Annotated in this window: 23 protein-coding genes, 1 pseudogene and 1 riboswitch; of the genes and pseudogenes, 8 read left to right on the top strand and 16 right to left on the bottom strand. The window is 60.4% G+C overall.

Translation table 11 applies throughout. The features are described 5' to 3' along the window. Positions 1 to 103 precede the first annotated feature (103 nt). Positions 104 to 1,050 (top strand): IS630 family transposase gene (locus ACS4RR_RS32295; RefSeq protein WP_222282285.1). Its coding sequence is split into 2 segments (ribosomal slippage): positions 104 to 442 and positions 445 to 1,050, totalling 945 coding nucleotides; the frame shifts between segments, so codons are not numbered across the junction. Between the two features lie 262 nt (positions 1,051 to 1,312). On the opposite strand, the gene ACS4RR_RS32290 is transcribed toward ACS4RR_RS32295, so the two are convergent. The 5 genes from ACS4RR_RS32290 to ACS4RR_RS32270 all read right to left on the bottom strand — a co-directional run bounded on the left by ACS4RR_RS32290 (position 1,313) and on the right by ACS4RR_RS32270 (position 6,722). Then, on the bottom strand, positions 1,313 to 2,446 hold the full coding sequence (locus ACS4RR_RS32290; protein WP_456190610.1) for an ABC transporter ATP-binding protein: 1,134 nt from the start codon (positions 2,444 to 2,446) through the stop codon (positions 1,313 to 1,315). Positions 2,447 to 2,533: 87 nt separating this feature from the next. Beyond that, positions 2,534 to 3,739: an ABC transporter substrate-binding protein gene (locus tag ACS4RR_RS32285; RefSeq protein WP_170256535.1), complete on the bottom strand. Its 1,206-nt coding sequence runs from the start codon at positions 3,737 to 3,739 to the stop codon at positions 2,534 to 2,536. Between the two features lie 73 nt (positions 3,740 to 3,812). Beyond that, entirely contained in the window at positions 3,813 to 4,670 is an 858-nt protein-coding gene (locus tag ACS4RR_RS32280) for a carbohydrate ABC transporter permease (protein ID WP_017968431.1), read from the bottom strand. Then, on the bottom strand, positions 4,667 to 5,551 hold the full coding sequence (locus ACS4RR_RS32275) for a carbohydrate ABC transporter permease (protein WP_017968430.1): 885 nt from the start codon (positions 5,549 to 5,551) through the stop codon (positions 4,667 to 4,669). Before ACS4RR_RS32275 ends, ACS4RR_RS32280 begins: the two co-directional genes overlap by 4 nt. 13 nt (positions 5,552 to 5,564) lie before the next feature. After that, positions 5,565 to 6,722, bottom strand: a complete 1,158-nt coding sequence (locus tag ACS4RR_RS32270) for a Gfo/Idh/MocA family protein (protein WP_017968429.1) — start codon at positions 6,720 to 6,722, stop codon at positions 5,565 to 5,567. A gap of 329 nt (positions 6,723 to 7,051) precedes the next feature. On the opposite strand from ACS4RR_RS32270, the gene yghX reads away from it, so the two are divergent. Continuing rightward, positions 7,052 to 7,939, top strand: coding sequence for a YghX family hydrolase (gene yghX, locus ACS4RR_RS32265; RefSeq protein ID WP_222280295.1), 888 nt, complete (start codon positions 7,052 to 7,054; stop codon positions 7,937 to 7,939). A 58-nt stretch (positions 7,940 to 7,997) separates the two neighbouring features. Here the strand turns inward: yghX and ACS4RR_RS32260 are convergent, their stop codons facing one another. After that, the gene (locus ACS4RR_RS32260) at positions 7,998 to 8,438 is read right to left on the bottom strand and encodes a DMT family transporter (protein ID WP_162115342.1); all 441 of its coding nucleotides are present in this window, start codon (positions 8,436 to 8,438) and stop codon (positions 7,998 to 8,000) included. Further along, on the bottom strand, positions 8,435 to 8,920 hold the full coding sequence (locus tag ACS4RR_RS32255) for a DMT family transporter (protein WP_456190609.1): 486 nt from the start codon (positions 8,918 to 8,920) through the stop codon (positions 8,435 to 8,437). Before ACS4RR_RS32255 ends, ACS4RR_RS32260 begins: the two co-directional genes overlap by 4 nt. 343 nt (positions 8,921 to 9,263) lie before the next feature. Here ACS4RR_RS32255 and mug point away from each other — a divergent pair, with 343 nt between their 5' ends. The 4 genes and pseudogenes from mug to ACS4RR_RS32235 all read left to right on the top strand — a co-directional run bounded on the left by mug (position 9,264) and on the right by ACS4RR_RS32235 (position 12,165). Next, positions 9,264 to 9,770 carry a G/U mismatch-specific DNA glycosylase gene (mug, locus tag ACS4RR_RS32250; protein ID WP_456190705.1) on the top strand — a complete coding sequence of 169 codons (507 nt, stop codon included), beginning with the start codon at positions 9,264 to 9,266 and terminating at the stop codon, positions 9,768 to 9,770. Positions 9,771 to 9,822: 52 nt separating this feature from the next. Then, positions 9,823 to 11,583 carry an MOSC domain-containing protein gene (locus ACS4RR_RS32245; RefSeq protein WP_456190608.1) on the top strand — a complete coding sequence of 587 codons (1,761 nt, stop codon included), beginning with the start codon at positions 9,823 to 9,825 and terminating at the stop codon, positions 11,581 to 11,583. Between the two features lie 63 nt (positions 11,584 to 11,646). Next, positions 11,647 to 11,886 (top strand): annotated as a pseudogene (locus ACS4RR_RS32240) (pirin family protein); the annotation flags it as partial. Positions 11,887 to 11,946: 60 nt separating this feature from the next. Next, positions 11,947 to 12,165, top strand: a complete 219-nt coding sequence (locus ACS4RR_RS32235; RefSeq protein ID WP_017968423.1) for a hypothetical protein — start codon at positions 11,947 to 11,949, stop codon at positions 12,163 to 12,165. A 254-nt stretch (positions 12,166 to 12,419) separates the two neighbouring features. Here the strand turns inward: ACS4RR_RS32235 and ACS4RR_RS32230 are convergent, their stop codons facing one another. The 3 genes from ACS4RR_RS32230 to ACS4RR_RS32220 form a co-directional block, all read right to left on the bottom strand. Further along, positions 12,420 to 12,953, bottom strand: a complete 534-nt coding sequence (locus ACS4RR_RS32230) for a GNAT family N-acetyltransferase (protein ID WP_260111851.1) — start codon at positions 12,951 to 12,953, stop codon at positions 12,420 to 12,422. A 119-nt stretch (positions 12,954 to 13,072) separates the two neighbouring features. Continuing rightward, on the bottom strand, positions 13,073 to 13,891 hold the full coding sequence (locus ACS4RR_RS32225) for a bifunctional allantoicase/(S)-ureidoglycine aminohydrolase (RefSeq protein WP_162115337.1): 819 nt from the start codon (positions 13,889 to 13,891) through the stop codon (positions 13,073 to 13,075). Between the two features lie 115 nt (positions 13,892 to 14,006). Continuing rightward, positions 14,007 to 14,660 carry a glutathione S-transferase gene (locus ACS4RR_RS32220; protein ID WP_260111999.1) on the bottom strand — a complete coding sequence of 218 codons (654 nt, stop codon included), beginning with the start codon at positions 14,658 to 14,660 and terminating at the stop codon, positions 14,007 to 14,009. A 123-nt stretch (positions 14,661 to 14,783) separates the two neighbouring features. On the opposite strand from ACS4RR_RS32220, the gene ACS4RR_RS32215 reads away from it, so the two are divergent. Beyond that, the gene (locus tag ACS4RR_RS32215; protein ID WP_162115336.1) at positions 14,784 to 15,998 is read left to right on the top strand and encodes a polyhydroxyalkanoate depolymerase; all 1,215 of its coding nucleotides are present in this window, start codon (positions 14,784 to 14,786) and stop codon (positions 15,996 to 15,998) included. A gap of 31 nt (positions 15,999 to 16,029) precedes the next feature. Here ACS4RR_RS32215 and ACS4RR_RS32210 read toward each other — a convergent pair whose 3' ends face one another. The 6 genes from ACS4RR_RS32210 to ACS4RR_RS32185 form a co-directional block, all read right to left on the bottom strand. After that, positions 16,030 to 17,865, bottom strand: a complete 1,836-nt coding sequence (locus ACS4RR_RS32210; RefSeq protein WP_260111850.1) for an ABC transporter ATP-binding protein — start codon at positions 17,863 to 17,865, stop codon at positions 16,030 to 16,032. 29 nt (positions 17,866 to 17,894) lie between these two features. Continuing rightward, complete coding sequence (locus tag ACS4RR_RS32205; protein ID WP_260111849.1) at positions 17,895 to 19,091, bottom strand: aminotransferase class V-fold PLP-dependent enzyme; 1,197 nt, start codon at positions 19,089 to 19,091, stop codon at positions 17,895 to 17,897. A gap of 68 nt (positions 19,092 to 19,159) precedes the next feature. After that, positions 19,160 to 19,672, bottom strand: a complete 513-nt coding sequence (locus tag ACS4RR_RS32200) for a RidA family protein (protein ID WP_170261597.1) — start codon at positions 19,670 to 19,672, stop codon at positions 19,160 to 19,162. A 50-nt stretch (positions 19,673 to 19,722) separates the two neighbouring features. Beyond that, on the bottom strand, positions 19,723 to 20,592 hold the full coding sequence (locus ACS4RR_RS32195) for an ABC transporter permease (RefSeq protein ID WP_260111848.1): 870 nt from the start codon (positions 20,590 to 20,592) through the stop codon (positions 19,723 to 19,725). Further along, a complete protein-coding gene (locus ACS4RR_RS32190; RefSeq protein ID WP_456190607.1) occupies positions 20,592 to 21,533 on the bottom strand; it encodes an ABC transporter permease in 942 nt (313 codons plus the stop codon). The genes ACS4RR_RS32195 and ACS4RR_RS32190 overlap by 1 nt, the downstream gene beginning before the upstream one ends. Before the next feature lie 79 nt (positions 21,534 to 21,612). Then, positions 21,613 to 23,139, bottom strand: coding sequence for an ABC transporter substrate-binding protein (locus tag ACS4RR_RS32185; protein WP_170279495.1), 1,527 nt, complete (start codon positions 23,137 to 23,139; stop codon positions 21,613 to 21,615). A gap of 226 nt (positions 23,140 to 23,365) precedes the next feature. Here ACS4RR_RS32185 and ACS4RR_RS32180 point away from each other — a divergent pair, with 226 nt between their 5' ends. After that, a complete protein-coding gene (locus ACS4RR_RS32180; protein WP_260111847.1) occupies positions 23,366 to 23,950 on the top strand; it encodes a DUF1349 domain-containing protein in 585 nt (194 codons plus the stop codon). Between the two features lie 186 nt (positions 23,951 to 24,136). Continuing rightward, positions 24,137 to 24,233, top strand: a riboswitch (TPP riboswitch). The last annotated feature ends 28 nt before the right edge of the window (positions 24,234 to 24,261 follow it).

Raw genomic sequence — 24,261 nt, 5'->3', positions numbered from 1 at the left:
TGTCCCCCTAGAGCGGGATTGTTTTAGTCGGAATCGGAACAGGGATTCCCTTTCTGGTGCAAATCAGATTCACCATTCTGGCCGGTGCAGGAGGCCGGTCTGGATGGCGAAACCTTTTTCGGATGATCTTCGGGAACGCGTTGTTGGCGCAGTAACGCGCGAGGGCCTGTCGTGTCGAGCGGCGGCAAAGCGCTTCGGCATTGGCATCAGCACCGCGATCGACTGGGTCCGGCGCTTGCGTGAGACGGGCAGCGCGGCTCCCGGCCAGATGGGCGGGCACAAGCCACGGGCGATCTCAGGTAAACATCGGGTCTGGTTGATCGATCGCTGCCACATGCAGGCGTTCACCTTGCGCGGGTTGGTGGCGGAACTCGGAGAGCGCGGCCTGAAAGTGGATTACAGCGCCGTCCGGACCTTCGTGCATGAGGAAGGGCTGAGTTATAAAAAAAGACGTTGGTCGCCAGCGAGCGCGAGCGGCCCGATGTTGCCGCCCGGCGGGCGCGCTGGCTGAAGCATCGCCATCGCATCGATCCATCTCGCCTTGTCTTTATCGACGAAACCTGGACGAAGACGAATATGACGCCGCTCAGGGGCTGGGCGCCGCGCGGCGAACGGCTGTTGGGCCATGCGCCCTTCGGCCACTGGAATACCATGACTTTTGTCGCAGCCCTCAGGGCCGACCGCGTCAGCGCACCGTGGATCATCGACGGCCCGATCAATGGCGAACGCTTTCGCATCTATGTCGAGAGGGTGCTGGTACCGGAGCTCAAACCCGGCGACATCGTCGTCATGGATAATCTCGGCTCGCACAAGGCCGGCGCTATCCGTGCCGCCATCCGCAAGGCCGGCGCCAGATTGTTCTTCCTGCCGCAGTATTCCCCCGATCTCAATCCGATCGAAAAACTCTTCGCCAAGATCAAGCACGAGCTGCGCAAGGCGCAGGCTCGAACCCGACAGGCCATCGACGACGCGCTGGCAGCCACCCTTCAAACCGTCTCGCCGAAAGAGTGCCAAAACTACTTCAAGGAAGCCGGATATGAACGGACATAAAACAATCCCGCTCTAACGGCAGCTTTTGGTCATTGTTCCCTCAAAGCCAACCGTTGTTTGTTCGGAAACTGGTGGCACCGACAACCAACATGAGGACGCAATGGGCCGGACTCTGGTATCTGGAGAGATGATTGCCCAACGACGTTCGTTGACTGAAAATTACCCGAACTCTACTGGCGGGCGGGCGCAATCGCTTCGCGTGGCATGTCGCCCCATGGAACCGACCCTGGCAGGACGAACCGCTGAAACGGAGCAGGTCGGTTCAAGCCGCCGTCGGGTTGATCACGTTCATATCGATTTCGGTCAGTTCGACGCGCCGCTCAAACGCCATGCCCGCCTCGTCGAAGAGATGGCAGTCCGCAGCATTGATGCCGGTCGCGACAGGCGCGTCCGCGCGGATGCCGACGCTGCCAGGCAGCATGGCGCAGAAATTCTCGGCCTCTCCGTTGAGCGAGGCGTAAGCGACCGTATTGGCCCCGAGCCGCTCGATCACCGTCGGCGTCACGGTAAAGACGATATCGCCGCCGCCAAGCTGGATATGCTCCGGCCGGATGCCGAGCGTCAAAGCCTTGCCGACGATGCCGTCGCGTGGTGTCACGGGCAAAAGGCCTGTCTGGCCCTGATAATCCACCTCGACGCCATTGGCGCTGACGCTTTTACAGGTCACAGGCAGAAAATTCATTTTCGGATTGCCGATGAAGCCGGCGACGAACTGGTTCGCGGGCTTGTGGTAAAGCTCCAGCGGCGCGCCCGTCTGGGAGATATCGCCGGCGTCAAGCACGACGATACGGTCGGCCATGGTCATCGCCTCGACCTGGTCGTGCGTTACATAGATCATCGTCGCCTTCAGCTGCCGGTGCAGCTTGGCAAGCTCGATGCGCATGTCGGCTCGGAGTGCTGCGTCAAGGTTGGACAGCGGCTCATCGAACAGGAAGATCTTCGGCTCGCGCACGATGGCGCGGCCGATCGCGACGCGCTGGCGCTGGCCGCCGGACAACATGCCGGGTTTCTGCTGCAGCCGCTGTTCGAGATGCAGGATGCGCGCCGCGTTTTCGACCTTGGCCTTGAGCTTTTCCTCTTCCATCTTTTCGACGCGAAGCGGGAAGGCAATGTTCTCGAAGACTGTCATATGCGGATAGAGCGCGTAGGACTGGAAAACCATAGCGATGCCGCGCTTGACCGGCGGTAGGTCGTTGACCCTGACGCCATTAATGACGATGTCGCCGGCGGTCGTCGCGTCGAGACCGGCGATCATCCGCAGCAGGGTGGATTTGCCGCAGCCCGACGGGCCGACGAAGACGACGAATTCGCCGTTCCTCACTTCGAGCTGCACGCCCTTCAGAACTTCGTAGTCGCCGTAGAATTTCTGAACTTTGTTGAGAAGGAGCTGTCCCAAAAATCTGTCTCCGCCGGCGGTCTTCGCACATTCGATATAGGGGAGGGGTCGCAGCTTATGCCGCGACCCCAGGAGCCTCGGGAGAGTTTACTTGAAGGCCTCGATTTCGCCGGCAGCCTTCTTGAGTGCGGCTTCTGGCTCGGCCTTGCCTGTTACAACCGACTGGATCATTTCGATCATCGAATTCTGGAAGCCCTTATAGTCGGTGAAGAGCGGCTCGGGACCACCATAGCTGATGCCGTCGATCAAGGGCTTCCAGTAGGGATCCTTGGCGACGAACTCGTCGACCTTTGCCGAGGGGCGCAACGGGGTGAGGCCGGCGCCGCCCTGCAACTCGTATTCCGACTGGACATCCGGAGAGGTGATGAACTTGGCGAATTCCGTCGCCTTGTCCTCGACGCCCGAACCCTTGAAGATCGCCAGGCTGTCGGTGATCAGCAGCGTGCCCGGACCCTTGGCGTTCGGACCGAGCGGCAGCGTCGTAATACCCCAGCTGATCTGCGTCTTCTTCAGACGGTCGGCGGCACCCGAACCGGCCTGGATCATGGCGACCTTGCCATCGAGGAAGATGGCGCGGACTTCGTTCTGCTCATAGGCCGTCGGGCCTTCTTCAGCGTAGGGGACGATGTCCTTGTAGGCCTTCAGCGCAGCGAGGATTTCGGGGCTATCCAGCGTGACCTTGCCTTCAGCATCGGTCACCGCACCATTATTGGTGTAAACCCAATGCATGAACTGGTGCATCGTGTTGTCGAAGGTCTTGGCGGAGAGACCGAAGCCCGGAATGCCGGTCTTTTCCTTGATGGTCTTTGCCATCTGGATTTCTTCGGCCCAGGTCTTCGGCGGCGTCTCGGGGTCGAGGCCGGCCTTCTTGAAGAGATCCTTGTTCCAATAAAGCGCCTTGGTGGAGAAGGCGATCGGAACGCCCCACTGGTTGCCCTCGAAGGTCACCGTGTCGACGATGTGGGGGTAATAGGTCTTCTTTTCATCGTCGGTCATCGGCACCGGGACGATAAGATCGTTCTGGGCGAATTCCTTCAGCGTGCGCGAGCCGACATAGGCCATCGCCACCGGCGTGCCGGCGGCGGCGAGCGTCGTTGCCTTGTCCTGGCACTGTGCCCATCCGACGACCTCAGGAGTGATCTTCCAGCCTGTGTTCTTTTCTTCCCACTGCTTGATATATTTCGTGTGGACCGGGTCGATCGTGTCGCCGCAATAGATCCAGCTGATTTCCTTGTCGGCCGCCTGGACAGTGACCGTGGTCAGTGCCGTCGAACCGAGCAGGGCGAGCGCCATAAGGCCTGTCTTGATTGATATGCTCACGTCGTGACTCCCATTCTTGTGTTAGCTGTTCACTCGTTTTTTGGTCTTATTGTTTCACCGCACCGGCGGTCAGTCCGCCGACAAGGTAGCGCTGAAGGAAGAAGATGACGACCATAGCCGGCGCGATACCGACGAAGGAAGCCGCCATCAGTTCGTTCCAGATGACCTCCTGCTTGCCGAAGTAAGCAAAGAGCCCCACCGGCAAGGGCATGTATTCGGTCTTCGAGTTGAACGTCAGCGCGAAGATGAATTGCTGGGCGTAGGCGCCGATGAAGGTGGTGATGGCGACGACGATGATCCCCGGCATCGCAATCGGCAGGATGACCCGGCGCAGCGTGTAGAAATGGCTGGCGCCGTCCATGTAGGCCGCTTCGTTGAGTTCCTGCGGAATACGGATCATGTAGGTGCGCAGCAGCCAGATCGCCGAAGGGATCAGGAAGGCGACGCCAGGCACGATCATGGCGAGATAGGTATTGAGCACGCCGATGCTGCGCATCAGCCGGAAGAGCGGGATCAACAGCACCGCGCCGGAGAACATGTTCACCGTCAGGAAGGCGCCGAGCAGGATGCCCATGCCCTTGAATTCGAACTTCGCGAAGGCATAGGCCGCCGGAATGACCAGACCGAGCACGATCAGCGTGACGATGACCGAGATGAAGAACGAGTTGAAGATATAACGCCCGAAGCCCGGCACGCTGATCCACATCGTCCGATAGGCTTCGAACGAGCCGTTCTCCGGCCAGAAGCGGTAGGGCGAGGAGAAGAGTTGGCTGAGCGGCTTCAGCGACACCAGGAAACCTTCGACGAAGGGCGACAGCACGAAAAAAAGAAACAGCGCGATGCCGCAATAGATCAGGATGATTTCCCACCAGCGGTAACGGTCGATCATGGCTGCATTGCTCATGCGCGCTTCTCCGGGTTGAGACGGCGGGTGACGCGGAAATAGGCGAAGCAGAAGAGCGACAGGAAGATGCAGATCAAAACGGCGCGCGCTGCACCTTCACCGTATTTCTTCGAGCCGATCGCGGTCTGGTAGGTATCGATGATCATCGTCGTCGTCTCGCCGCTCGGTCCGCCCTGCGTCAGGATCCAGATGATGTCGAACGAGTTGAAGGTGGCGATCAGCGACAGCATCGACATGGTGATGATCGCCGGAACCATCAGCGGCAGCGTGATGCGGCGGAAGCGGTACCAGCGGCCGGCGCCGTCGGTCCAGGCGGCCTCGTAGAGATCCTTCGGAATGGATTGGATCGCCGCCAGGAAGTAGATCGTCACCAGCGGCACGCCGATCCACACGTCGGTGACGATCGTGGCCCAGAAGGCGGTGCTTCCATAAGCGAGGAAGGCGACCGGGCCGTCGACCAGACCGAAGCGCTGCAACATGCCGGAGATCATCCCGAACTGGCCGTTATACATCCAGCCCCACATGAAGATGCCGATCGCCATCGGCACGATCCATGGCGGCATGGTCAGCAGCCGAAACAATGAGCGGCCGGGGACCGCGGCGTTCAGCATCGTCGCCCCGAAGGTGCCGATCACCATTTTCAGGGCGACCGAGAAGAAAGTCCAGATGAAGGTGCGGATGATGACTTCCGCAAACCGCTCGTTGAAGATCTTCTCGTAATTGACCCAGCCGACCCAATTTGTGGTCTTCCTGAGGGACGCGTCGGTGAAGGAGAGAATGAAGGTATCGACCAGCGGATAGGCGACGATCGCCAGAACATAGAGCACAGCCGGAAGAAGAAGGATGCAAGCGAAGATGAAGGTGCTTCTTTGAACACTCATCCTGCCGCCCTCCTCAAGCCGCTCTTGCGTGAAGGGCTTCGTCGAAGCGGTCCCAGATGGGTCTGAGATCGACGACCGCCTTCTTCATCCTCGCTTCGTCCATCGCCAAGGCGAGGATGCCGGCTTCGAGCGCATTCAGCGTGGACACGGGAAGTTCGAGCCCGGTGCGCACGCTTTCAAGCAGGTCGCTCGCCATCTGTTCGTCGGCGCCGTAATGCTGGGAGAGCTCGGTGGCGGCATATTTGTTTTCGACAATCTTGCTGCCGGTCAGTTGTTCGTGCACATCGAGATAACCGCGAACGAAATCGCCTTCGGCCATGCCGCGCGAGCCCATGATGGCGAAGCGGCGGAATTGGTCGGGCACATTCAGATTGGTGTGGAAGTTCATGCCGACGCCATTGGCATATTCGACGATCGCCACCTGATAATCGATAATATCGGCGTCGCTGTCGAACACCTTGTCCGAGCCCATCCAGCCGCTTGGCTTGCGATGGAAAAGCTCGAGGTCGTTGATGCCTTCGCGTGCTGGATCGTTCGCAGGAATGAAGCTCTTGCGGCCGCCGAAACTTGCGACCCGCTCCGGCCGCGCACCGACGACGCCATTATAGAGGTCGAGGTCGTGGCAGCATTTTTCCAGCATGAAGCTGCCGGAATAGCGTTCATAGCGGCGCCAGTCGCGCATGAAGAAGGCACCGTGATAAGGCTCGATATGTTCGGAGGCCTCGATCGATACGATCTGACCAAGCTTGCCCTCGGCCTGGATGGCGCGCAGATCCTTGTAGAGCGGAGAATAACGCAAGACGAGACCGACCATCAGTCGCTCGTGGCCGAATTTCGCCATGAGATGGGCAAGTTCGATGCTTTCAGCGATCGTCGTGACGATCGGCTTTTCGCAGAAGACCTTGAGACCGGCTTGAAGTCCGAGCCTGATATGGTCGAGATGCATGTGATTGGGGGAGCCGATCATCAGCAGATCGAGCTTTTCGGAGGCGAGCAATTCTTCCGGCGAACCATAGGCCTTGCCGACTGAAATGCCCTTTTCCGTCAATCCAGGAAGTCCGGCGGGTTCCGGATCCACATAGCCGACAATGTCGAAGCTGCTATCGATTGCCTTGAAAACATAGCCGAGATAGCCGAGCCGGAATCCTAGCCCGATGATTCCCACTTTCATGCCGATCAAGTTCCCATTTAGTAATTTATTTTCTTTAAGTTGGGACAAAAATCGGGAGGCGTCAATAGAAAACGGGCCTCGAAGCGCCAGTATGAAATTAATTTTCATAGATCGGTAGCCGGCGGTCGATTGCTGGCTGCGACCGGCCGGACGCCGATTGCAAAAGGGAAGAAGGCGCATCTCTTGACGCCGGGGCAGCGAATTCAGCGACTGTTGGCGCAGCCAATGATCGCCCCGGCAAGCTCACGCAGAACTCGCGAAATGTTGAAAAGAGCCGCGAGTTTACGTGTGTAGGATAGTGCGAGACCCGAAGGCAAGGAGGAGCCATCATGACCCGCATGACAGCCAAGGATTTCCCTCAGGAACTTCTCGAACTCTACGATTATTACGCGCACGGGAAAATTACCAAGCGCGAGTTTCTCGACCGAGCCGGCAAATTCGCTGTCGGCGGCGTGACGGCAGCCACCATTCTTTCTTCGCTGAGCCCTGATTATGCGCTGGCGACACAGGTCGAGTTCACCGATCCCGATATATTAGCCGAATACATCACCTATCCCTCTCCAAAGGGAAATGGCGATGTCCGCGGCTATCTCGTCCGCCCCGCAAAAGCGGCCGGCAAAGTCGCGGCCGTGGTGGTCGTTCACGAGAATAGAGGTCTGAACCCCTACATCGAGGATGTGGCGCGGCGCGTGGCAAAGGCAGGTTTCATTGCACTTGCGCCGGATGGACTGACGTCGGTCGGAGGCTACCCTGGCAACGATGAAAAGGGGCGGGAACTCCAGCAAAAGGTCGACCCGGAAAAGCTGATGAACGATTTCTTCGCAGCCGTGGAATTCCTGATGCATAGCGAACTCACCACCGGCAAAGTCGGCATCACCGGCTTCTGCTATGGCGGCGGCGTGGCCAACGCGGCGGCAGTGGCCTATCCGGAACTTGCCGCGGCCGTGCCCTTTTACGGCAGGCAGCCGCGCTCCGAAGACGTGCCGAAGATCAAGGCGCCGCTGCTTCTCCATTATGCCGGGCTGGACAAGGACATCAACGAAGGCTGGCCGGCCTATGAAGCTGCACTGAAGTCAGCGGGAAAGACATTCGAGGCCTACATCTACCCTAACGTCAATCACGGCTTCCACAATGATTCCACGCCCCGCTACGACGAAGCAGCAGCCAAGCTCGCCTGGCAGCGAACGGTCGACTGGTTTACGAAATACCTCGCCTGAGATTGCAGTTAACGGGGGCCGGGGGTGATCACCGCCGACGGGCAAATGTCCTGTCCGGCTATTGCGAGCGGCCGGTTTTGCGTCGTCCCCGACTGACCATCATTCCGCCGACGATGAGAACAATTCCGGCCGCGTTCGCCCAAAATGATGCTGGAACGGCGCTGATATAATCAAACGCCACCCCTGTCACCATCTGGCCACCGATGATCAGCAGAGCCGAATTGACCGCGCCTATTCGAGCAATGACCCAACTGCCCGCCGCCACGAAGATGACGCCGATGGGACCACCCAGATAGGCATACCAAGGCGCATCGGCAGCGCCTGCAGGAAGCAGGCCCCCGACAAAGAGACCAAGGCAGGTGAGGACGGCAAAGCCCACGGCATGGTTCCAGAAGGATGCGATCAGCGGTGTGGTGGATATGCTCAACCGCCCATTGAGCTGACGACTGAGACCGACGAGCACACCGCCCAGGCAAGCCAGGAGAATGAACACCGTCATGCCGCACCTCGCCCAAGCAGGATAATCAGCGCAGCCCCCATGACGACCAAGCCGAGTGCTACGATGTCTCGTCTATCTGGACGGCGCCTTGGCAGACCAAACAATCCCCAACTGTCGGCTGCGACGCTGAAGGCGACCTGGCCTGCCAAACCCAAAGCCAAGGTGCCTGAGAGCCCGAGCGGTGAGTTGACCGCGGTCGAGGTCAGCATGACCGTTGCCGCGCCGGATATCCCACCGAAATAGGCCCATAAAGGCGCGCGCAAGGTTTGTTCCGGCTTAGGTCTGCGGCGCCGGTGGATCAGCAAAAGAAGAATGACGGCTGCGATGATGCCCGTGCCGTGGGCGGTCCAAGATGAGAACAGGGGATTCCCATAACGGGCCAACTCGCCGTTGAGGTGCACCATAAAAGTCAGGAGCCCGCCCGTGGCAAAAGCTCCGGCAAAATAGATCGGATGCGGATTTCGTGAGGCTTCGATGGTCATGAAGATCCCGTCAAAGAATCGATTGCAGCGGATATTTTCAGATTGTCACTACCGCATCGCGCGTCTTTTGAGAGCCGCAAAAGACGCTGTGCACTTTGAATGGCCGCATAATTCCTGAAATCGATTCCGATTTCAGGAATTGTCCGGTAAGACCATTCATCGACATTTCCAGCAACATGATTAGCACTGCGTGTCTGTTAGACCGGCCTCTTCTTGACGGTGTTCAGGAAGCTCGTTTCGATCGACGCACGGTTGGTATATTTGACAGGCTTAATTCGAGCGATATCCCATAATGCAAGATGATGCCACATCCGCAAACCTCAACGGCCCAGGCGACCCCATGATGCCAAAAGCCGAATTGTCGGAAATCCTCACTCCTGGCCTTTCCGTGGTATTCTGCGGATTGAATCCTGCTCTGTCCGCGGTTCGCGACGGCCATAATTTCTCGAACCCGAGCAACCGTTTTTGGCGCGTCCTGCATCTGGCCGGATTTACACCGCGCCTGCTGCGGGCGGATGAAGAGCGCGCGTTGTTGCAATATGGCTGTGGTCTGACATCCGCGGTTTCACGTCCGACAAAAAGCGCAAGCGAGCTTAAGAAGCAGGATTACCTTAGCGCCGCGCCCGTCCTGGAAACCAAGATACGAAAGTTCGCGCCAGCCAATCTGGCTTTTCTTGGAAAGGCGGCATACGCGGCTATCAGTCTTCGAGCCAATGTTGAATGGGGTCGACAGCCGGAGGAATTTGCCGGCGCAGGTGTCTGGCTGTTGCCAAATCCGAGCGGCCTCAACAGAGCCTTCACCTTGACGACTTTGACCGAACACTATCTCGAACTGAGATTGACGCTGTAGTCATCCTGCGCCGATCTGGAAATTGCGATCATCGTCATTCGGGAGAAATGTCATGGTACGCTTGCTTTCGGTCAATGTGGGCCTGCCGCGCGACGTCACCTGGCAAGGCAAGATCGTCAACACTGCCATTTGGAAGACGCCGGTCGACGGCCCGCGCATGGTGCGGCGCCTGAACGTCGACGGCGATGGACAGGGCGATCTGGCTGGCCACGGCGGCGAACGCCGCGCAGTCTTTGTCTATCAGATCGATTCCTATCGGTACTGGCAGGAGCAATTGCGCCGAGACGACTTCGTTTACGGTCAGTTCGGCGAGAATTTCACCGTCGATGGGTTGCCGGATGCAGAGGTTTGCATTGGAGACCGTTACAGGATCGGCGGCGCTTTGTTCGAGGCGACGCAACCGCGCGTCACCTGCTACCGGCTCGGCATACGCATGGACGAGCCAGAGATGGCCGCGCTGGTGGTCAAACATGGTCGACCTGGTTTCTATTTCCGTGTGCTGGAGGAAGGCGAAGTGCAGGCCGGCGACGAGATCACGAAGGTGGCGTCCGGGCCCGAGGGCATGAGCGTTTTCGAGATCAACGCGCTGCTTTATATGCCGGGTCACCCGCGCGATCAGTTGGAGCGAGCGCTGCGCGTCCCAGCGCTGAGCCCAGGCTGGCGTCATTCTTTCGAGGCCCTGCTCAAGCAGGAGCGGAAGGAGGGCGCGACGACAGGAAATGCCGGGCTGACAGCCGCGCCCGGCCCACCTCCGGCATGGCGCGGGTTCCGCCCGCTGCGCGTGTCGCGCAAAGTGCGCGAAAGCGGCAGTGTGGTCTCCCTCGTGCTCGAACCGGCAGATGGCCAGCCTGTTGCCGCCGCACTCCCCGGGCAGTTCGTGGTGCTGCGGCTCGGACTGGATTCGGCGCCTGCGCTGATGCGCAGCTATTCGCTGTCGGGCGAGCCCAGCGCCACGCATTATCGCGTCAGCGTCAAGCGGGAGGTCCATGGCGCAGCCAGCGGCTACATCGACGACGAGCTACAGGTCGGCGACATCGTGCAGGCAAGTGCGGCGCGCGGCAGTTTCATATTGCGGCCGGGCGATACACCGGTTGTTCTGTTGAGTGCCGGGATCGGAGTGACGCCGGTGCTGGCGATGCTTCATGTTTTGGCGGCCGAAGCATCGCCCCGGGAAGTCTGGTGGTTGTATGGAACCCGCAATGGCCGCGAGCATCCCTTTGCCGAGGAGGCGCGCGGGCTGCTTAAGGCGCTCGCTCACCATCACAGCCACATTTGCTACAGCTCTCCCGACCCCAAGGATCGGCCCGATATCGATTTCGACGCTCGCGGCCATCTGGATGCGGAGGCGCTCAAATCGCTCAACCTACCGCGCAATTGTGACGTCTATGTCTGCGGACCATCGAGCTTCATGGGCGATCTCACCGTCGGCCTTGCAGGCTTGGGCATCGCGCCGGATCGCATCCACACCGAGATGTTCGGCGCCGGTCCGTCGATCACACCCGGCATAGCTGCCTCGCCCCGCCGGCCACCACATTTGCCGGCAGGGCTTCCAGGCTCGGGGCCGCTGGTGTCGTTTGCCCGCACCGGTCTCAATGTGCGCTGGGAGCCGACATTCCAGAGCTTGCTCGAACTGGCCGAGGCCTGCGACGTGCCGGTGCGATGGTCGTGCCGAACCGGCGTCTGTCACACTTGCGAGACCGGACTTGTGGAAGGAAACGTCGGCTACCGGCCGGACCCTGTCGATGCGCCGGCGGATGGCAATGTGCTGATTTGCTGCGCAAAACCTGAGGGCGATATCGTGATTGATTTGTAATGCCTGGACGAACGCGCCGACGGTGATTCTTGCTCACCACGCACGGCGCGGTGATGGCTTGGAGGCGAGCAGGGGCTGCATTTATTGGATGACAAGCTCGAAGTAGAGGCGCAGAGTGCAAGCACGTTGGTCGCGTTTCTGCTCGACCCGAACGCATCTATCACCAGACAGGGGACTGTCGGCGACCACAAGAAGATCCCGCCGGCAATTATCATTCGCGCGTTCCTGCGATGGAGGAAATTTCGCCATATATGTGGCGTCATTCTTTCGCTTGGCCGCTCGAAGACCGAAAAGGCGATATGAATGGAACAAGGATGCCCCTAACGGGTTTCGAACCTTAGCGTTCAATAGGAGGAGCATTTCATGCCTACGGTTGCCGCCACACCCATCACCCCACCAGACCAGCACGTTGTAACAGCGCGCGAAGCCATCGAGCCGCTTTATGAGAAGCTCGAGCTTCAAACGGAATCGCTGGTCCTGTCTGCGGCGTTGGAAGCGGGATGGTCTTCGGATGAGGCAACCGAAGCATTGGCGGCACTCAGACTGCAGGATGCACTTTCGACGCTTGGACGAACGACCTGACCGAGAAAGCTCCGAGAAACCGGTGCGCGGGGCAGATTCACCTGAATTCGGTGAATGTCTGGGCGCCTCCGGCAACGCGTGGCATCATTGCAGACAACGTGCCATCATGAATGATTGGCGGGGTTTATTAGAGAGGCGGTTCTCGGTGGTTGTAAAGCACCTTTTTGTTCCATAATGTTGATTACGCCACTTTTACAATCATAAGTTGCTCAACTATAAACGCGCCCTCACGGTTGGTGCCGATGCGTGGGAGGTCAAATACCGTTTGATGACCGCAGTTCATAGAGCACGTGATGGCGCAACGGATGCCCTTCGGCGAAATTGGGATGGTCGAACTCACCGATCCGGTTCATCCCCAGTCGTCTCATCAAACCCCAGGAATTGCTGTTTGCGGGCACCGTGAAGCTGACGATGCGGTCAAGCTTCAGATCGTTGAATGCAAAATCGAGAGAGCGTTCCGCGGCCTCGCGCGCATATCCGGCGCCGTGCCGCGACGCTGAAAGCCGCCAACCGATTTCGACTGCAGGCGCAAACGGCAAAGCCGGCGAAACCTTGGCGAGGCCGCACATACCGATCAACGCGCCGCTTTCCTTCTCCTCCAGCGCCCAAAACCCCCAGCCATGGTCCTCGAAGTGCCGGTCGATGCGGTCGAGCATCGCATTCGACTGTTCGTCGGTCAGAGGATTGAGATATCTGACGACGTCGGGCTCGGCATTGATCGCAGCGAAGGGTTTGCGATCCTGCTGTCGCCAGGGTCTCAAAATCAGACGTTCGCTTTCGAGCTTCATCGTTCCTTCGCCCAAGCAATTCCAGGAAGAGTGCAAAGCGGTTTTCCGTCCGGAATTGCGATAAAACAAAAGGTTAGAGCGGTTCTGCATTTCCATGAAAAGCTGAACCGCTCCAGATCCTACCAGAGCGTCATGTGACGGTTGACGTCCTTGTAGAGCAGGTAGCGGAAACGGCCGGGGCCACCGGCGTAACATGCCTGCGGGCAGAAGGAGCGCAGCCACATGAAGTCGCCGGCCTCGACCTCGACCCAATCCTGGTTCAGCCGATAGACCGCCTTGCCCTCCAGCACATAGAGACCATGCTCCATGACATGGGTTTCCATGAAGGGGATCACGGCGCCCGGCTCCAGAGTCACGATATTCACGTGCATGTCGTAGCGGACATCGGCTGGATCGATGAACCGGGTCGTCCCCCAGCGTCCATCGGTATCGGGCATTGCCGAGATGGGGTGCTGGTCCTCATGCGTGAAGATAGCCGGCGGCGGCTCCAGCCCCTCGACCTCCTGAAAGGCCTTTCGAATCCAGTGGAATTTTGCCGCCGTCGAGCCGCTATTTTTCAGGCGCCAGACCGAGCCCGCCGGAAGATAGGCGAACGAACCGGCGCGCAGCGCATGACTGTTGCCGTCGAGCTCCACCGTCATCTCGCCTTCGACGACGAACAGGACCGCTTCGGCCCGTTTGTTGGGCTCCGGCCGGTCGCTTCCGCCGCCGGGCTGGACCTCCATCACATATTGCGAGAAGGTCTCGGAGAAACCGGAGAGCGGCCGGGAGAGAACCCAAGCCCGCGTTCCCGTCCAGTGAGGAAGGACGCTGGTGACGATATCGGTCATGACGCTGCGCGGGATGACCGCGTAGGCTGTGGTGAAAACGGCTTTGCTGGAAAGCAGCTCGGTTTGCGGCGGCAGTCCGCCGAGTTTGGAATAATAATCTCTGTTCATTGGTCCAGATTTCGCGGCATGTAGCACTGCATCTGATTTATGCGCCGCTCACCTTGCAGGCAACTCTTAATTCGTCGCGTGAAAGTCGATGCGGAGCCGCACCGCCGCGTTCCGGTCAGAACTCGACTTCCAACTCGACGATCTCATCCGGCTCGACCATCGCTCCCTCCGTCCATTCACCCATCAGCGGCCAGGACAGCACCGTCTCGACATAGGCTTCGAGCTGCGGTTCGAGTTCCACCGCGTAGGTGCGGAATCGGGTGCAGACCGGCGCAAACATCGCATCGGCCACGGTCGGCGTGATCCCGAACAGCCACGGGCCGCCGCTTGCCTCGAGGCATTCGGTCCAGATCGCCTTGACACGCTCGACATCGGGCCGCGCGCCCGAAAATATCTTGAAGCTCGCATGCCGCGCCTTGAGGTTCATCGGCAATGCCGAGCGCAGATTGTGGAAACCCGAATGCATCTCGCCCGAAACCGACCGGCAGCGGGCGCGCGCCGCGCGCTCGGTGGGCCAGAGCCCGGCAGTGGGCGCGACCTCATGGAGATATTCGGCGATCGCCAACGTGTCCCAGACCGTCACATCGTCATGGGTCAGCCTCGGCACCAGAACCGACGGTGAAAGCAGAAGCAGTTCCTGGCGCGCCTCGTCATCCAGTTCCACAAGGACTTCGGCGAAGTCCAGCCCGGCCATCCGGCACAGCAGCCAGCCGCGCAGAGACCATGATGAGTAGTTTTTCGAGGAAATCGTCAGTGCCGCCTGCGACATCGGGCTCGTATCCTTGTCGGACAATGTTGCTTCTTCCTCGATAATCTTCTCGCATGGCAGGAGATATTCCACTAGCATTTTTTGCACTGCCGCATCGATGCGGCAGTGCGGGAGATTTCGGCCATGCTCTACCAGGCCTATCAGTTCCAGGATGATCTCATCGCGCCGCTCCGCGATCTGGCGCGCCGCCTGCAGATCTTCTCCGCGACAGCGCTCTGGGGATCCGGCAGCGAAATGGGACGGCACTTCGCCGCCGCGCTGGAGATGATCTCACGCTTCGAGATCACTCACCAACGTCCGGATTTCGCTATTACGTCGGTCATGATCGGCAATCGCGTGAGGCCCGTCACTGTCGAGACCGTGCTCGACATGCCCTTCGGCACGCTGCTGCGCTTTGCAACGGACACCGATGCAAAGCGGCCGCGGGTGCTGGTCGTCGCACCGCTGTCCGGCCATTTTTCGACGCTGCTGCGCGGCACCGTGCAGACCCTGCTGCGCGACCACGACGTCTATATCACCGACTGGGCCAACGCCCGTGACGTGCCGCTGTCGGCCGGACGCTTCGGCATGGACGACTATGTCGATTATATCATGCATTTCCTGGAGGAGATCGGTCCGGGCGCTCATATCCTTGCCGTCTGCCAACCCTGCGTGCAGGCGCTGGCCGCCGTCGCCGTGATGTCGGAAGAGCGGCATCCGGCCACCCCGCGGACCATGACGCTGATGGCCGGTCCGATCGATCCGCGCGAGAGCCCGACGAAGGTCAACGAGCTTGCCGTATCGCAATCGCTCGCCTGGTTCGAAAACTCGCTGATCACGGACGTCCCCTGGCGTTATCGGGGTGCGGGACGGCGCGTCTATCCCGGTTTCCTCCAGCTTGTCGCCTTCATGTCGATGAACATGCAGCGCCACCAGGACGCCCATCGCAAGCTCTACGACCATCTGGCGAAGGGCGAGACGGCCGAGGCCAGCAAGATCAAGAATTTCTACGACGAATATTTCGCCGTGCTCGACCTCACCGAAGAATTCTACATCGAAACCATCGAACGCGTCTTCCAGAAGGCGGAAATCGCGACCGGCGACCTGACCCATCATGGCCGCAAGGTCGATCCCGGCCAGATCCGCAACACGGCGCTTTTGACCGTCGAGGGCGGGCGCGACGATATCTGCGCACTCGGCCAGACCTCGGCCGCGCACGATCTCTGTCGGGCGCTACGCCCACATCTGAAGCGCCATCATCTTCAGGCCAATGTCGGACATTACGGCGTCTTCAGCGGCCGCCGCTGGGAGGGGGAAATCTACCCCGTCGTGCGCAACATGATCCTGGCGATGGAATAGCGCCCGTCAGATCCGAAACGCGATGGCAAGTCTAGCGATCCGCCATGACCAGGTGGCCCGGCCCGACTTCGCGATAAGACGTGCTTGCAGGCTGATAGTCGACCGGGCGCATTGGGCTCTTGATCTCGTCATTCGCCACCATCCGCTTTTCGTGGCGACGGTTGGGATCCGGCACCGGCACTGCCGCGATGAGTTTTTTCGTATAGGGATGCTGCGGATTTTCGAAGACCGCGGATCGCGGGCCGATCTCGACGATCTCGCCGAGATACATCACCGCTACGCGATGGCTGACGCGCTCGACCACCGCCATGTCGTGCGAGATGAACAGGAAGGCGAGGTTGAGGCTCTGCTGCAGGTCGAGCATCAGGTTGATGACCTGCGCCTTGATCGAGACGTCGAGCGCCGAGACGCTTTCGTCGGCGACAATGACCTTCGGCTGCAAGGCGAGCGCGCGGGCGATGCAGATGCGTTGGCGCTGGCCGCCGGAAAACTCATGCGGATAACGGGCGGCCATATCCGAGGACAGACCGACCTTCACCAGCAGATCGGCGACGACATCCTTTGCCTGTTTCGCGTTGCCCATCCTGTGCTCGAGATAGGGTTCGGCGATAGCTGCGCCGACCGTCATGCGCGGATTGAGGCTGGCAAAGGGATCCTGGAAGATCATCTGCACGGATTTGCGCATCTCGCGCAGGTCCTTCCGGTCGAGGCCGAGCACCTCCCTGCCCTCGACGAGAACGGAACCGGCCTGCGGCTCGATGAGGCGCATGATGGCGCGGCCGGTCGTCGATTTGCCGCAACCGGATTCGCCGACGAGCGACAGCGTCTCGCCAGCGTGAAGATCGAATGAGACGTTTTCGACGGCATGCACCCGGCTGGTCAGCCGGCCGAACAGGCCGGAATGAATATCGAAGCGCTTGGTGAGGTTCTTCACCTGCAGGACTGGCGTCAATGCCACCGTATCGGTGACCTCGGCGGGAATGTCCGATTCACCCGTTGAGGTATTGACCACGGGAAAGCGCAGCGGCCTTTGCCTGCCCTGCATCGAGCCGAGCACCGGCACGGCTGACAGTAGCGCTCTCGTATACGGATGTTTGCCGCGGTGGAAGATATCGGCGGTAACGCCGCTTTCCACCTGTTCGCCGCGATACATCACCACCGTCCGGTCGGCGATCTCGGCAACGACGCCCATGTCATGGGTGATGAACAGAACGGAGGTTCCCTCCTCGTCCTGCAGCATCTTGATGAGATCGAGGATCTGGCCCTGGATCGTCACATCCAGCGCCGTTGTCGGCTCGTCGGCGATCAACAGTTTCGGCCGGCTGGCAAGCGCCATGGCGATCATCACCCGCTGGCGCATGCCGCCGGAGAAACGATGCGGATATTCGCCGAAGCGCGAGGCGGCCGAGGGAATGCGGACCTTTTCCAGCAGCCTTATCGTCTCGGCTTTGGCATCGGCCCTGCTCATATCGGAATGGCAGAGCAGCGCTTCGGATATCTGGTCGCCGATGGTGAAGAGCGGATTGAGCGATGTCATCGGCTCCTGGAAGATCATCGCCACCTCGTTGCCGCGAACCTGCCGCATGGCATTTTCCGGCAATGCCAGAAGGTCGCGTCCACCGAGCATGACGCGGCCCTCGACGCGGCTCGTATCCGCCTGCAGCAGCCGCATGATCGAGAGCGAGGTGACGCTCTTGCCCGAGCCCGATTCGCCGACGATCGCCACCGTTTCCGCCGGAGCGACGGTGAAGGAGACGTCGCGCACCACCGGTTTCCAGACGCCGTCCACCAGGAAGGATGTCGTCAGCCCTTCGACGGAAAGAACGTCGGTGGTCGTCTGGATCGGTTGCGTTTGGGCGCTGGCCATGGTGGTTCCTCTTGCGGGTAAGCGGTGGTTCAATCCGGCCAGCGCAGCGCACCGTCGAAGCGGTGCCTGCTACGGTTCTCGATCGGCGTTGCGATGATCTCGTTGGAGGCGCGCGCCTTATCGAGTTCCTGCGCCAGGCGCTGCGCGACAATCGTCTCTTCGCCCGGGTGCAGATTGCACGGGTCGAGGTAGAAATAGCGGTGCTCCACCTCGTGATCGCGCGCGATGATCGGCGGGCTGCCCTTGGCGAGCGCATCGGCCAAATCCCAGGCGGTGATATGGGCTTGCTCAGGATCGACGATCAGGCGCAGCCGATCGAGCGGATTGTTGGTCGGGTCGGGCTCGATCAGCGCGGTGACGCCCGGGCGACCGTCGAGCGTGCGCTTCCACAGGTTGAGATAGCCGGTCTCGCGTTCCCGGATGCCGGCATGGTCGCGGTTTTCCCATGCTTCAAGTGCTGCCATGACTCCGAAGATGCTCTCCTTGCCGACCTTCATGCCGCGGCCGATGCCCATGTTCTGCAGGAAGGCGTGGCGCACCAGCTCCTTTCTGCCGGCAACGATGCCCGAGGTCGGGCCGCCGAGGAATTTGTGGCCGGAGTAAAGGGCGATGTCGGCCCCCTGCTCCAGGAAAATCCTGAGATCATATTCCGAGGCGGCATCGACGATGACGGGCACGCCCTTGGCATGGGCAATCTCGACGAATTCCTTGAGGTTCAGCAGGCCGTAATCGACAACATGGTGGGAGACGACATAGACGGCAGCGGCGGTCTTGTCGGTGATGGCGTTTTCCATGTGGAAGCGATGCGTCGAGGTCGCCTGCCCGACAAGCACGACCTTGCCGCCGGCAAGCCGGATCGCCTGGTCGACCGGGGCGCCGTAGCTGACCACATGGCCCATCTGCACCAGCACTTCGTTCTTCTCCGGCACGACATCCGGCAGCTTCTCGATCGCCAGCAGGTTATTGCCGGTGATCGCGCCGGCGACGGCGAGCGAAATACCGGCCGAGCAGGAGGCAGTGACGAAGCCCGCCTCGCCGCCGGTCAGCCTTGCGATGACGGCGCTTGCCTTGCGCTGCAGGTCGTTGATCTCGACGAAGTGCGGAAGGATCGATGCCATCGCGCTGATCGCTTCGGGAACGACGATCGAGGCGCCGAGGCTGGTCATGGTGCCCGATACATTGATGACAGGGCGAAGGCCAAGCGACGGGCGGATATCAGTGAACATGGAGATCTCCAGGATTCTGGGTCGAAAAACGAAACATGGGGCGGTCGATCAAATGTGTCGAGCTTCCATCAGCCGTGCAAGGCGACGATCGCCTCGATCTCGACGGTGATGTTGCCGGGCAGCGAGCCGAAGCCGACGGCCGAGCGGGCATGTTCGCCGGCCGGCCCGAAGACTGCGATCAGCAGATCCGAGCAGCCGTTGATGACGCTCGGATGATCCTCGAAATCAGGCACGGCATTGACCATGCCGAGCAGCTTGACCACCCGCTTGACCCGGGAGAGATCGCCGAGCGCATCCTGCATGACGGCAAGCAGGTTGATGCCGGTCAGCCGCGCATGGCCATAGGCCCCCTCGACACTGATGCCACCGCCGACCTTGCCGGCATGCAGGAAGCCGTCGGCCTCGCGCGGGCCCTGGCCGGAGAGGTAGAGCATATTGCCTTCGATCACGTGCGTGACGAAATTGGCGATCGGCGGCGGCGGCGGCGGAAGCGTTATGCCGAGGGCAGCAAGCCGTTCGTAAGGCGAGTTCTCGACCTTGCCGGCGGCGGTGGGAAACTGATTCACGCAAACTCCTGTCATGCAATTTTCGATTTAGCGAATTTCGATTGGGCCGACGCTTGGTCGGCGGATTAAAGATCCTTGCGAAGTCTCGGATCGAGCATGTCCCTGAGGCCGTCGCCGACCATCTGCAGCGACAGCACGGAGAGGATGATGGCGACGCCCGGAAACAGCGTCATCCAGTCGGCCTGGCCGATATACTGGCGGCCGGCGGCGATCATCGTTCCCCAGGTCGGGATTTCGGGGCTGACGCCGAGGCCGAGGAAAGACAGGCCGGCTTCGGCAAGCATGGCGCTGGCGAAAAGGAACGTCGCCTGCACCAGGATCGGCGACAGCAGATTGCGCAGCACATGCCGGGTCATGATATGGAAGGTCGAAATGCCAAGCGCCCTCGCCGCCTCGACATAGGGCAGCTCGCGAATGACCAGCGTCGAAGCGCGCACGATCCGGGCAAGGCGCGGCGCATAGACGATCGACAGCGCGATGATCACCGTCGTCAACGACGGGCCGAGGGCGGCGACGAGCGCGATCGCCAGCAGAATATCGGGGAATGCCATCATCGCATCGATCAGCCGGGCGATCGGCGTATCGAGCTTCTGGAAGAAGCCGGCAAGCAGACCGAGCGTTACGCCGATCACGGCCGACAAGGTCACGACCGCAACACCGACGAGCAGCGACAGGCGGCCGGCGAAGATCGTGCGCGAGAAGACGTCGCGGCCGAACTCGTCGGTGCCGAAGACAAAGGTGCCGCTCGGCGGTTTCAGCCGGTTGACGATGGAAAGCTTCGACGGCGAATAGGGCGCGACAAGAGCCGCCAAGATCGCCAGAAGCACGAAGATCGTCAGGATCAGCAGGCCCAAGGCGACCGTCTTGCGCTTCAGCAGCCGCCTGGCGAATTTGCTGCCCTCGCCTTCCGCGGGTTTGATTGCGATATCGGCCATCAGTAGCGCACCCTTGGATCGATCAGCAGATAGAGCATGTCGATCGCAAAATTGATCAGCACATAGAGGGCGGCGATGACGAGCAGCGCCCCCTGGATGACGGGATAGTCGCGGCGCAGGACCGCCGAGACGACGAGATTGCCGACACCCGGCAGGCCGAAGACGGTCTCGGTGACGACGGCGCCCGAAATCAGCACCGCTGCCGTCAGACCGATCACCGTCAGAATCGGGATCAGCGCATTCTTCAGAGCGTGCTTGAGAATGACCCGGCGCTCGATCAGCCCCTTGGCGCGGGCCGTGCGGATATAATCGTCGCCAAGCACATCGAGCATCGACGCGCGGGTGAAGCGCAGGATCAGCGCCGAAGAGACAATGCCGAGCGCAAAGGCAGGCAGCGTCAGGTGATACATGCGCTCGAAGAAGGTCGAGCCGGGACCGCCATAACCCGAGACCGGGAAGAGGTTCAGCCTGACGGCGAAGGACTGCATCAGGATCAGGCCGAGCCAGAAGCTTGGAATGCTGGCGGCAAACATCGCGAGCGTCGTTGCCGCCTGATCGATGAAGGAACCGCGCCGATAGGCGGCATAGATGCCGATCGGCAGGGCGATGATGCTGGCGATTGCGAGCGAAAACAAAGTCAGGAAGAAGGTCGGCTCGGCGCGGTCGAGCAAGGCCGAGGTGACGGGCATGTTGAGGAAGATCGACTGGCCGAGATCACCTCTCAGCATCTGGCCGATATAATAGACATATTGCAGGCCGAGCGACTGATCGAGGCCGAGCCGGGACCTGAGGTCGGCAATATCCTGCGGCGTCGCATCCGGCCCGAGCATGACGGCGGCCGGATCTCCCGGTGTCACACGCACGATGACGAAGACGATCGTGACGACGAGAAACATCACGACGATCATGCCGAACAGGCGCTGGAGGATGTAGCGTATCATGAACGTCTGGCAAACCCTTGCAGATGCTGCAAAAAGAAGACTGATACCGGCCACGACGGGCCGGTATCGCTGGCGATGTTTACTTCTTGATCGAAGCATTCCAGAAATACGGCCACGGAGCCGGATCGACGCCTTCGAGCTTGGTCGATTCCGCCGAAACCGCGTTGAAGTCGCCGATCTTCATGAAGGGTGCATCGGCATAGATCACCTTCTGGACATCGGCCCAGAGCGCCACGCGCTTCTTCGGATCGACTTCCGATGTAAAGGCATCGACGGCGGCCTTGCGGGCCGGCGTATCCCACCAGCCCGGCGAACTGGTCGAGAGCGAGCCGATCAGCGCCGGCTCCGGCAGGAAGGGGCTATGGGTGATGTAGATATCCCAGAGCTTCGGATCGGTGCGCCGCTGCGTCAGCGTCGCCCAATCCACAACCTGCATATCGACGGTGAAGCCGGCAAGCTTCAGATATTCGGCGGCGACCTGCGCCATCTTGTAATGGAATTCGTACTGGCGGCTGGTCAGGATGCGGATCGGCTCGCCATTATAGCCGGCCTTCTTGGCGGCGGCCGCCGCCCCTTCCGGATCGGCGACATTATAAGCGCCTTCGACGCCGGCATCGGTCGACCAGGCAAAGGTCTTCGGATAGATCGCGCCGTCGAGCGCATAGAAATCCTTGCTGCCGAAGGCGGCGGCCAGCATGTCTTCCATGCTGAGCGCCTGGCGGATCGCCTTGCGGACCTCGACATTCCCGGCAATACCTTCCTTCGTGTTGAAGACGAAGACCGGATAACCGAAGGGCTTGAGGATGATCGGCTGCGAGGCGGTCGAAGCCTTCAGCTTGTCGTAGGATTCGACGGGGATCGAGTCGACATAATCATACTGGCCGGAAACAGCGGCTTCGACGCGGGTGTTCGGATCCGGCACCGGCACGAAGCGGATCTCATCGAGATATTGATGACGGGCGCCGCCATAACCATTGCTGTCGCCTTCGCGTGACTTATAGGCATCGAAACGGACGAGCTGGATATACTGGTCGGCCTTGCGCTCCTTCAGCATGTAGGGACCGGTGCCGATGAAGTCCTTCATCGGCTCGTCCTGCTTTTCCGACGGGATGATGATCGCGGCCGAATTGTTGAAGGCAAGCAGCGAGGTCAGCGGCGCATAGGGCTGCTTCAGCGCAATCTTGACGGTCGCCGGATCGACGGCGGTGACGGATTCGATGAAGCCAGCCACCTGCTTGCCGCGCGAAGCGATCTTCATCCAGCGGCCAAGCGAGGCGACGACATCTTCCGAGGTCATATCGGTATTGTCGTGGAACTTGATGCCGGTTCTGAGCTTGATCGTATAGGTTTTGCCGTCGGCGCTGATCTCAGGCAGGCTTTCGGCCAGAAGCGGCGTGACGTTCCAGCTCTTGTCGAAGGTGTAGAGCGTTTCGAAAATGTGCTGCGTGACGATGCCGACCAGATCGGCCGTCGACGACATCGGATCGAGCGTCGGCGGTTCGCCAATCGTCGCGACGTTGATGACGCCACCCTTTTCCTGGGCAAGGAGTGTCGAAGGCAGGGCGACGAGTGCAGTGCCGAGAAGGAATGCGACCAGTCTTTTCATGTGAGAGCTCCCGTTTAGTTCCACAATTATGTAATTCATCTTTTTGTAACAGAATAGGAGATGGATCGATCCTGTCAAGCACGAGCGACGGATTATGCTAGGGCGGATAGCCGGACGCCGGAAAAACACACAATCTTCGGCTGCGCCGGCCTGCACCACGGCCGCGCATTATGCCAAGGTGAGGCGATCGCCCTGCGGTGAGGCTTCAACGGAACGGGAGAACAGGATGAGCATCGACTTCAATGACGGCAAATGGCTGAACGAGCCCGCACACTGGCAGGCGAACGAAGCCGGCCTTACCTTGACCACCGATGAGAAAACCGATTTCTGGCGAGAAACCCATTACGGCTTCACCCGCGACAGCGGCCATTTCCTCGCCTTTCCCACCACCGACGGCTTCACCGCGCAGATCCGCGTCCAGGGCGAATTCCGCACCCTCTACGACCAGGCCGGCCTGATGGTGCGCATCGACGAGAAACGCTGGATGAAAACAGGCGTCGAGTTCACCGACGGCGAAGCCTTCCTCAGCACCGTCGTCACCGACGGCAAATCCGACTGGTCCGTCGCTCAGCCCTTCCGCGAATTGGAAGATTTCCGCATCCGCGTGACGGTCGCCAACGGCGCGATGCGCATCCAGGCTTCACGCGACGGACGCCGCTGGCCGCTACTGCGGTTAGCGCCCCTCCCGGCTGCCGAGCGCTACGAAGTCGGCCCGACCGCCTGCACGCCGGAGCGCAGCGGGCTGAGGGTGCGGTTTTCGGAGTTTTCGATTGGGCCGGCGATTACCACCGATCTTCATGACTTGAGCTAGCGGATTTCGATGTCGTATTCTCGACGGCAATATACGAATCCAGATAGTGGAGTCCAAGAGGCACCCCGGCAGAGATTATCCGCGGGGTGCGCATCTCTTAAAATCGTTCATCGTCATCGCGCGGCGCAGCCGCAGGACTGTCATTTTCGAGATGACATCCGCCCCGTTCTCTGCGAAAAAGGGCGTGATGAGAGACAGGGGCGTTCGTCGACAGACGGGCTGAGAAGCACCCTTCGAACCTGAACCGGATAATGCCGGCGGAGGGAGTCGCTCGGGGCCGCGGCACCGTCCGCATGAACCGCCCCGTGCCC

Source organism: Rhizobium zaerense (assembly GCF_051810725.1).
Classification (GTDB): Bacteria; Pseudomonadota; Alphaproteobacteria; order Rhizobiales; family Rhizobiaceae; genus Rhizobium; species Rhizobium leguminosarum_I.
This window is presented reverse-complemented; position numbering and strand designations above follow the sequence as displayed.

What these genes read in the sequence shown, in the direction of transcription:
- ACS4RR_RS32285 (WP_170256535.1), bottom strand. Translation starts at nt 3,739, where the DNA reads ATGGCGCTCGCCCTGCTCGGTTCGACGGCACTGACCACGGTCACTGTC.
- ACS4RR_RS32280 (WP_017968431.1), bottom strand. Translation starts at nt 4,670, where the DNA reads ATGAGCAATGCAGCCATGATCGACCGTTACCGCTGGTGGGAAATCATC.
- ACS4RR_RS32275 (WP_017968430.1), bottom strand. Translation starts at nt 5,551, where the DNA reads ATGAGTGTTCAAAGAAGCACCTTCATCTTCGCTTGCATCCTTCTTCTT.
- ACS4RR_RS32270 (WP_017968429.1), bottom strand. Translation starts at nt 6,722, where the DNA reads ATGAAAGTGGGAATCATCGGGCTAGGATTCCGGCTCGGCTATCTCGGC.
- yghX (WP_222280295.1), top strand. Translation starts at nt 7,052, where the DNA reads ATGACCCGCATGACAGCCAAGGATTTCCCTCAGGAACTTCTCGAACTC.
- ACS4RR_RS32260 (WP_162115342.1), bottom strand. Translation starts at nt 8,438, where the DNA reads ATGACGGTGTTCATTCTCCTGGCTTGCCTGGGCGGTGTGCTCGTCGGT.
- ACS4RR_RS32255 (WP_456190609.1), bottom strand. Translation starts at nt 8,920, where the DNA reads ATGACCATCGAAGCCTCACGAAATCCGCATCCGATCTATTTTGCCGGA.
- mug (WP_456190705.1), top strand. Translation starts at nt 9,264, where the DNA reads ATGCCAAAAGCCGAATTGTCGGAAATCCTCACTCCTGGCCTTTCCGTG.
- ACS4RR_RS32245 (WP_456190608.1), top strand. Translation starts at nt 9,823, where the DNA reads ATGGTACGCTTGCTTTCGGTCAATGTGGGCCTGCCGCGCGACGTCACC.
- ACS4RR_RS32235 (WP_017968423.1), top strand. Translation starts at nt 11,947, where the DNA reads ATGCCTACGGTTGCCGCCACACCCATCACCCCACCAGACCAGCACGTT.
- ACS4RR_RS32230 (WP_260111851.1), bottom strand. Translation starts at nt 12,953, where the DNA reads ATGAAGCTCGAAAGCGAACGTCTGATTTTGAGACCCTGGCGACAGCAG.
- ACS4RR_RS32225 (WP_162115337.1), bottom strand. Translation starts at nt 13,891, where the DNA reads ATGAACAGAGATTATTATTCCAAACTCGGCGGACTGCCGCCGCAAACC.
- ACS4RR_RS32220 (WP_260111999.1), bottom strand. Translation starts at nt 14,660, where the DNA reads ATGTCGCAGGCGGCACTGACGATTTCCTCGAAAAACTACTCATCATGG.
- ACS4RR_RS32215 (WP_162115336.1), top strand. Translation starts at nt 14,784, where the DNA reads ATGCTCTACCAGGCCTATCAGTTCCAGGATGATCTCATCGCGCCGCTC.
- ACS4RR_RS32210 (WP_260111850.1), bottom strand. Translation starts at nt 17,865, where the DNA reads ATGGCCAGCGCCCAAACGCAACCGATCCAGACGACCACCGACGTTCTT.
- ACS4RR_RS32205 (WP_260111849.1), bottom strand. Translation starts at nt 19,091, where the DNA reads ATGTTCACTGATATCCGCCCGTCGCTTGGCCTTCGCCCTGTCATCAAT.
- ACS4RR_RS32200 (WP_170261597.1), bottom strand. Translation starts at nt 19,672, where the DNA reads ATGACAGGAGTTTGCGTGAATCAGTTTCCCACCGCCGCCGGCAAGGTC.
- ACS4RR_RS32195 (WP_260111848.1), bottom strand. Translation starts at nt 20,592, where the DNA reads ATGGCCGATATCGCAATCAAACCCGCGGAAGGCGAGGGCAGCAAATTC.
- ACS4RR_RS32190 (WP_456190607.1), bottom strand. Translation starts at nt 21,533, where the DNA reads ATGATACGCTACATCCTCCAGCGCCTGTTCGGCATGATCGTCGTGATG.
- ACS4RR_RS32185 (WP_170279495.1), bottom strand. Translation starts at nt 23,139, where the DNA reads ATGAAAAGACTGGTCGCATTCCTTCTCGGCACTGCACTCGTCGCCCTG.
- ACS4RR_RS32180 (WP_260111847.1), top strand. Translation starts at nt 23,366, where the DNA reads ATGAGCATCGACTTCAATGACGGCAAATGGCTGAACGAGCCCGCACAC.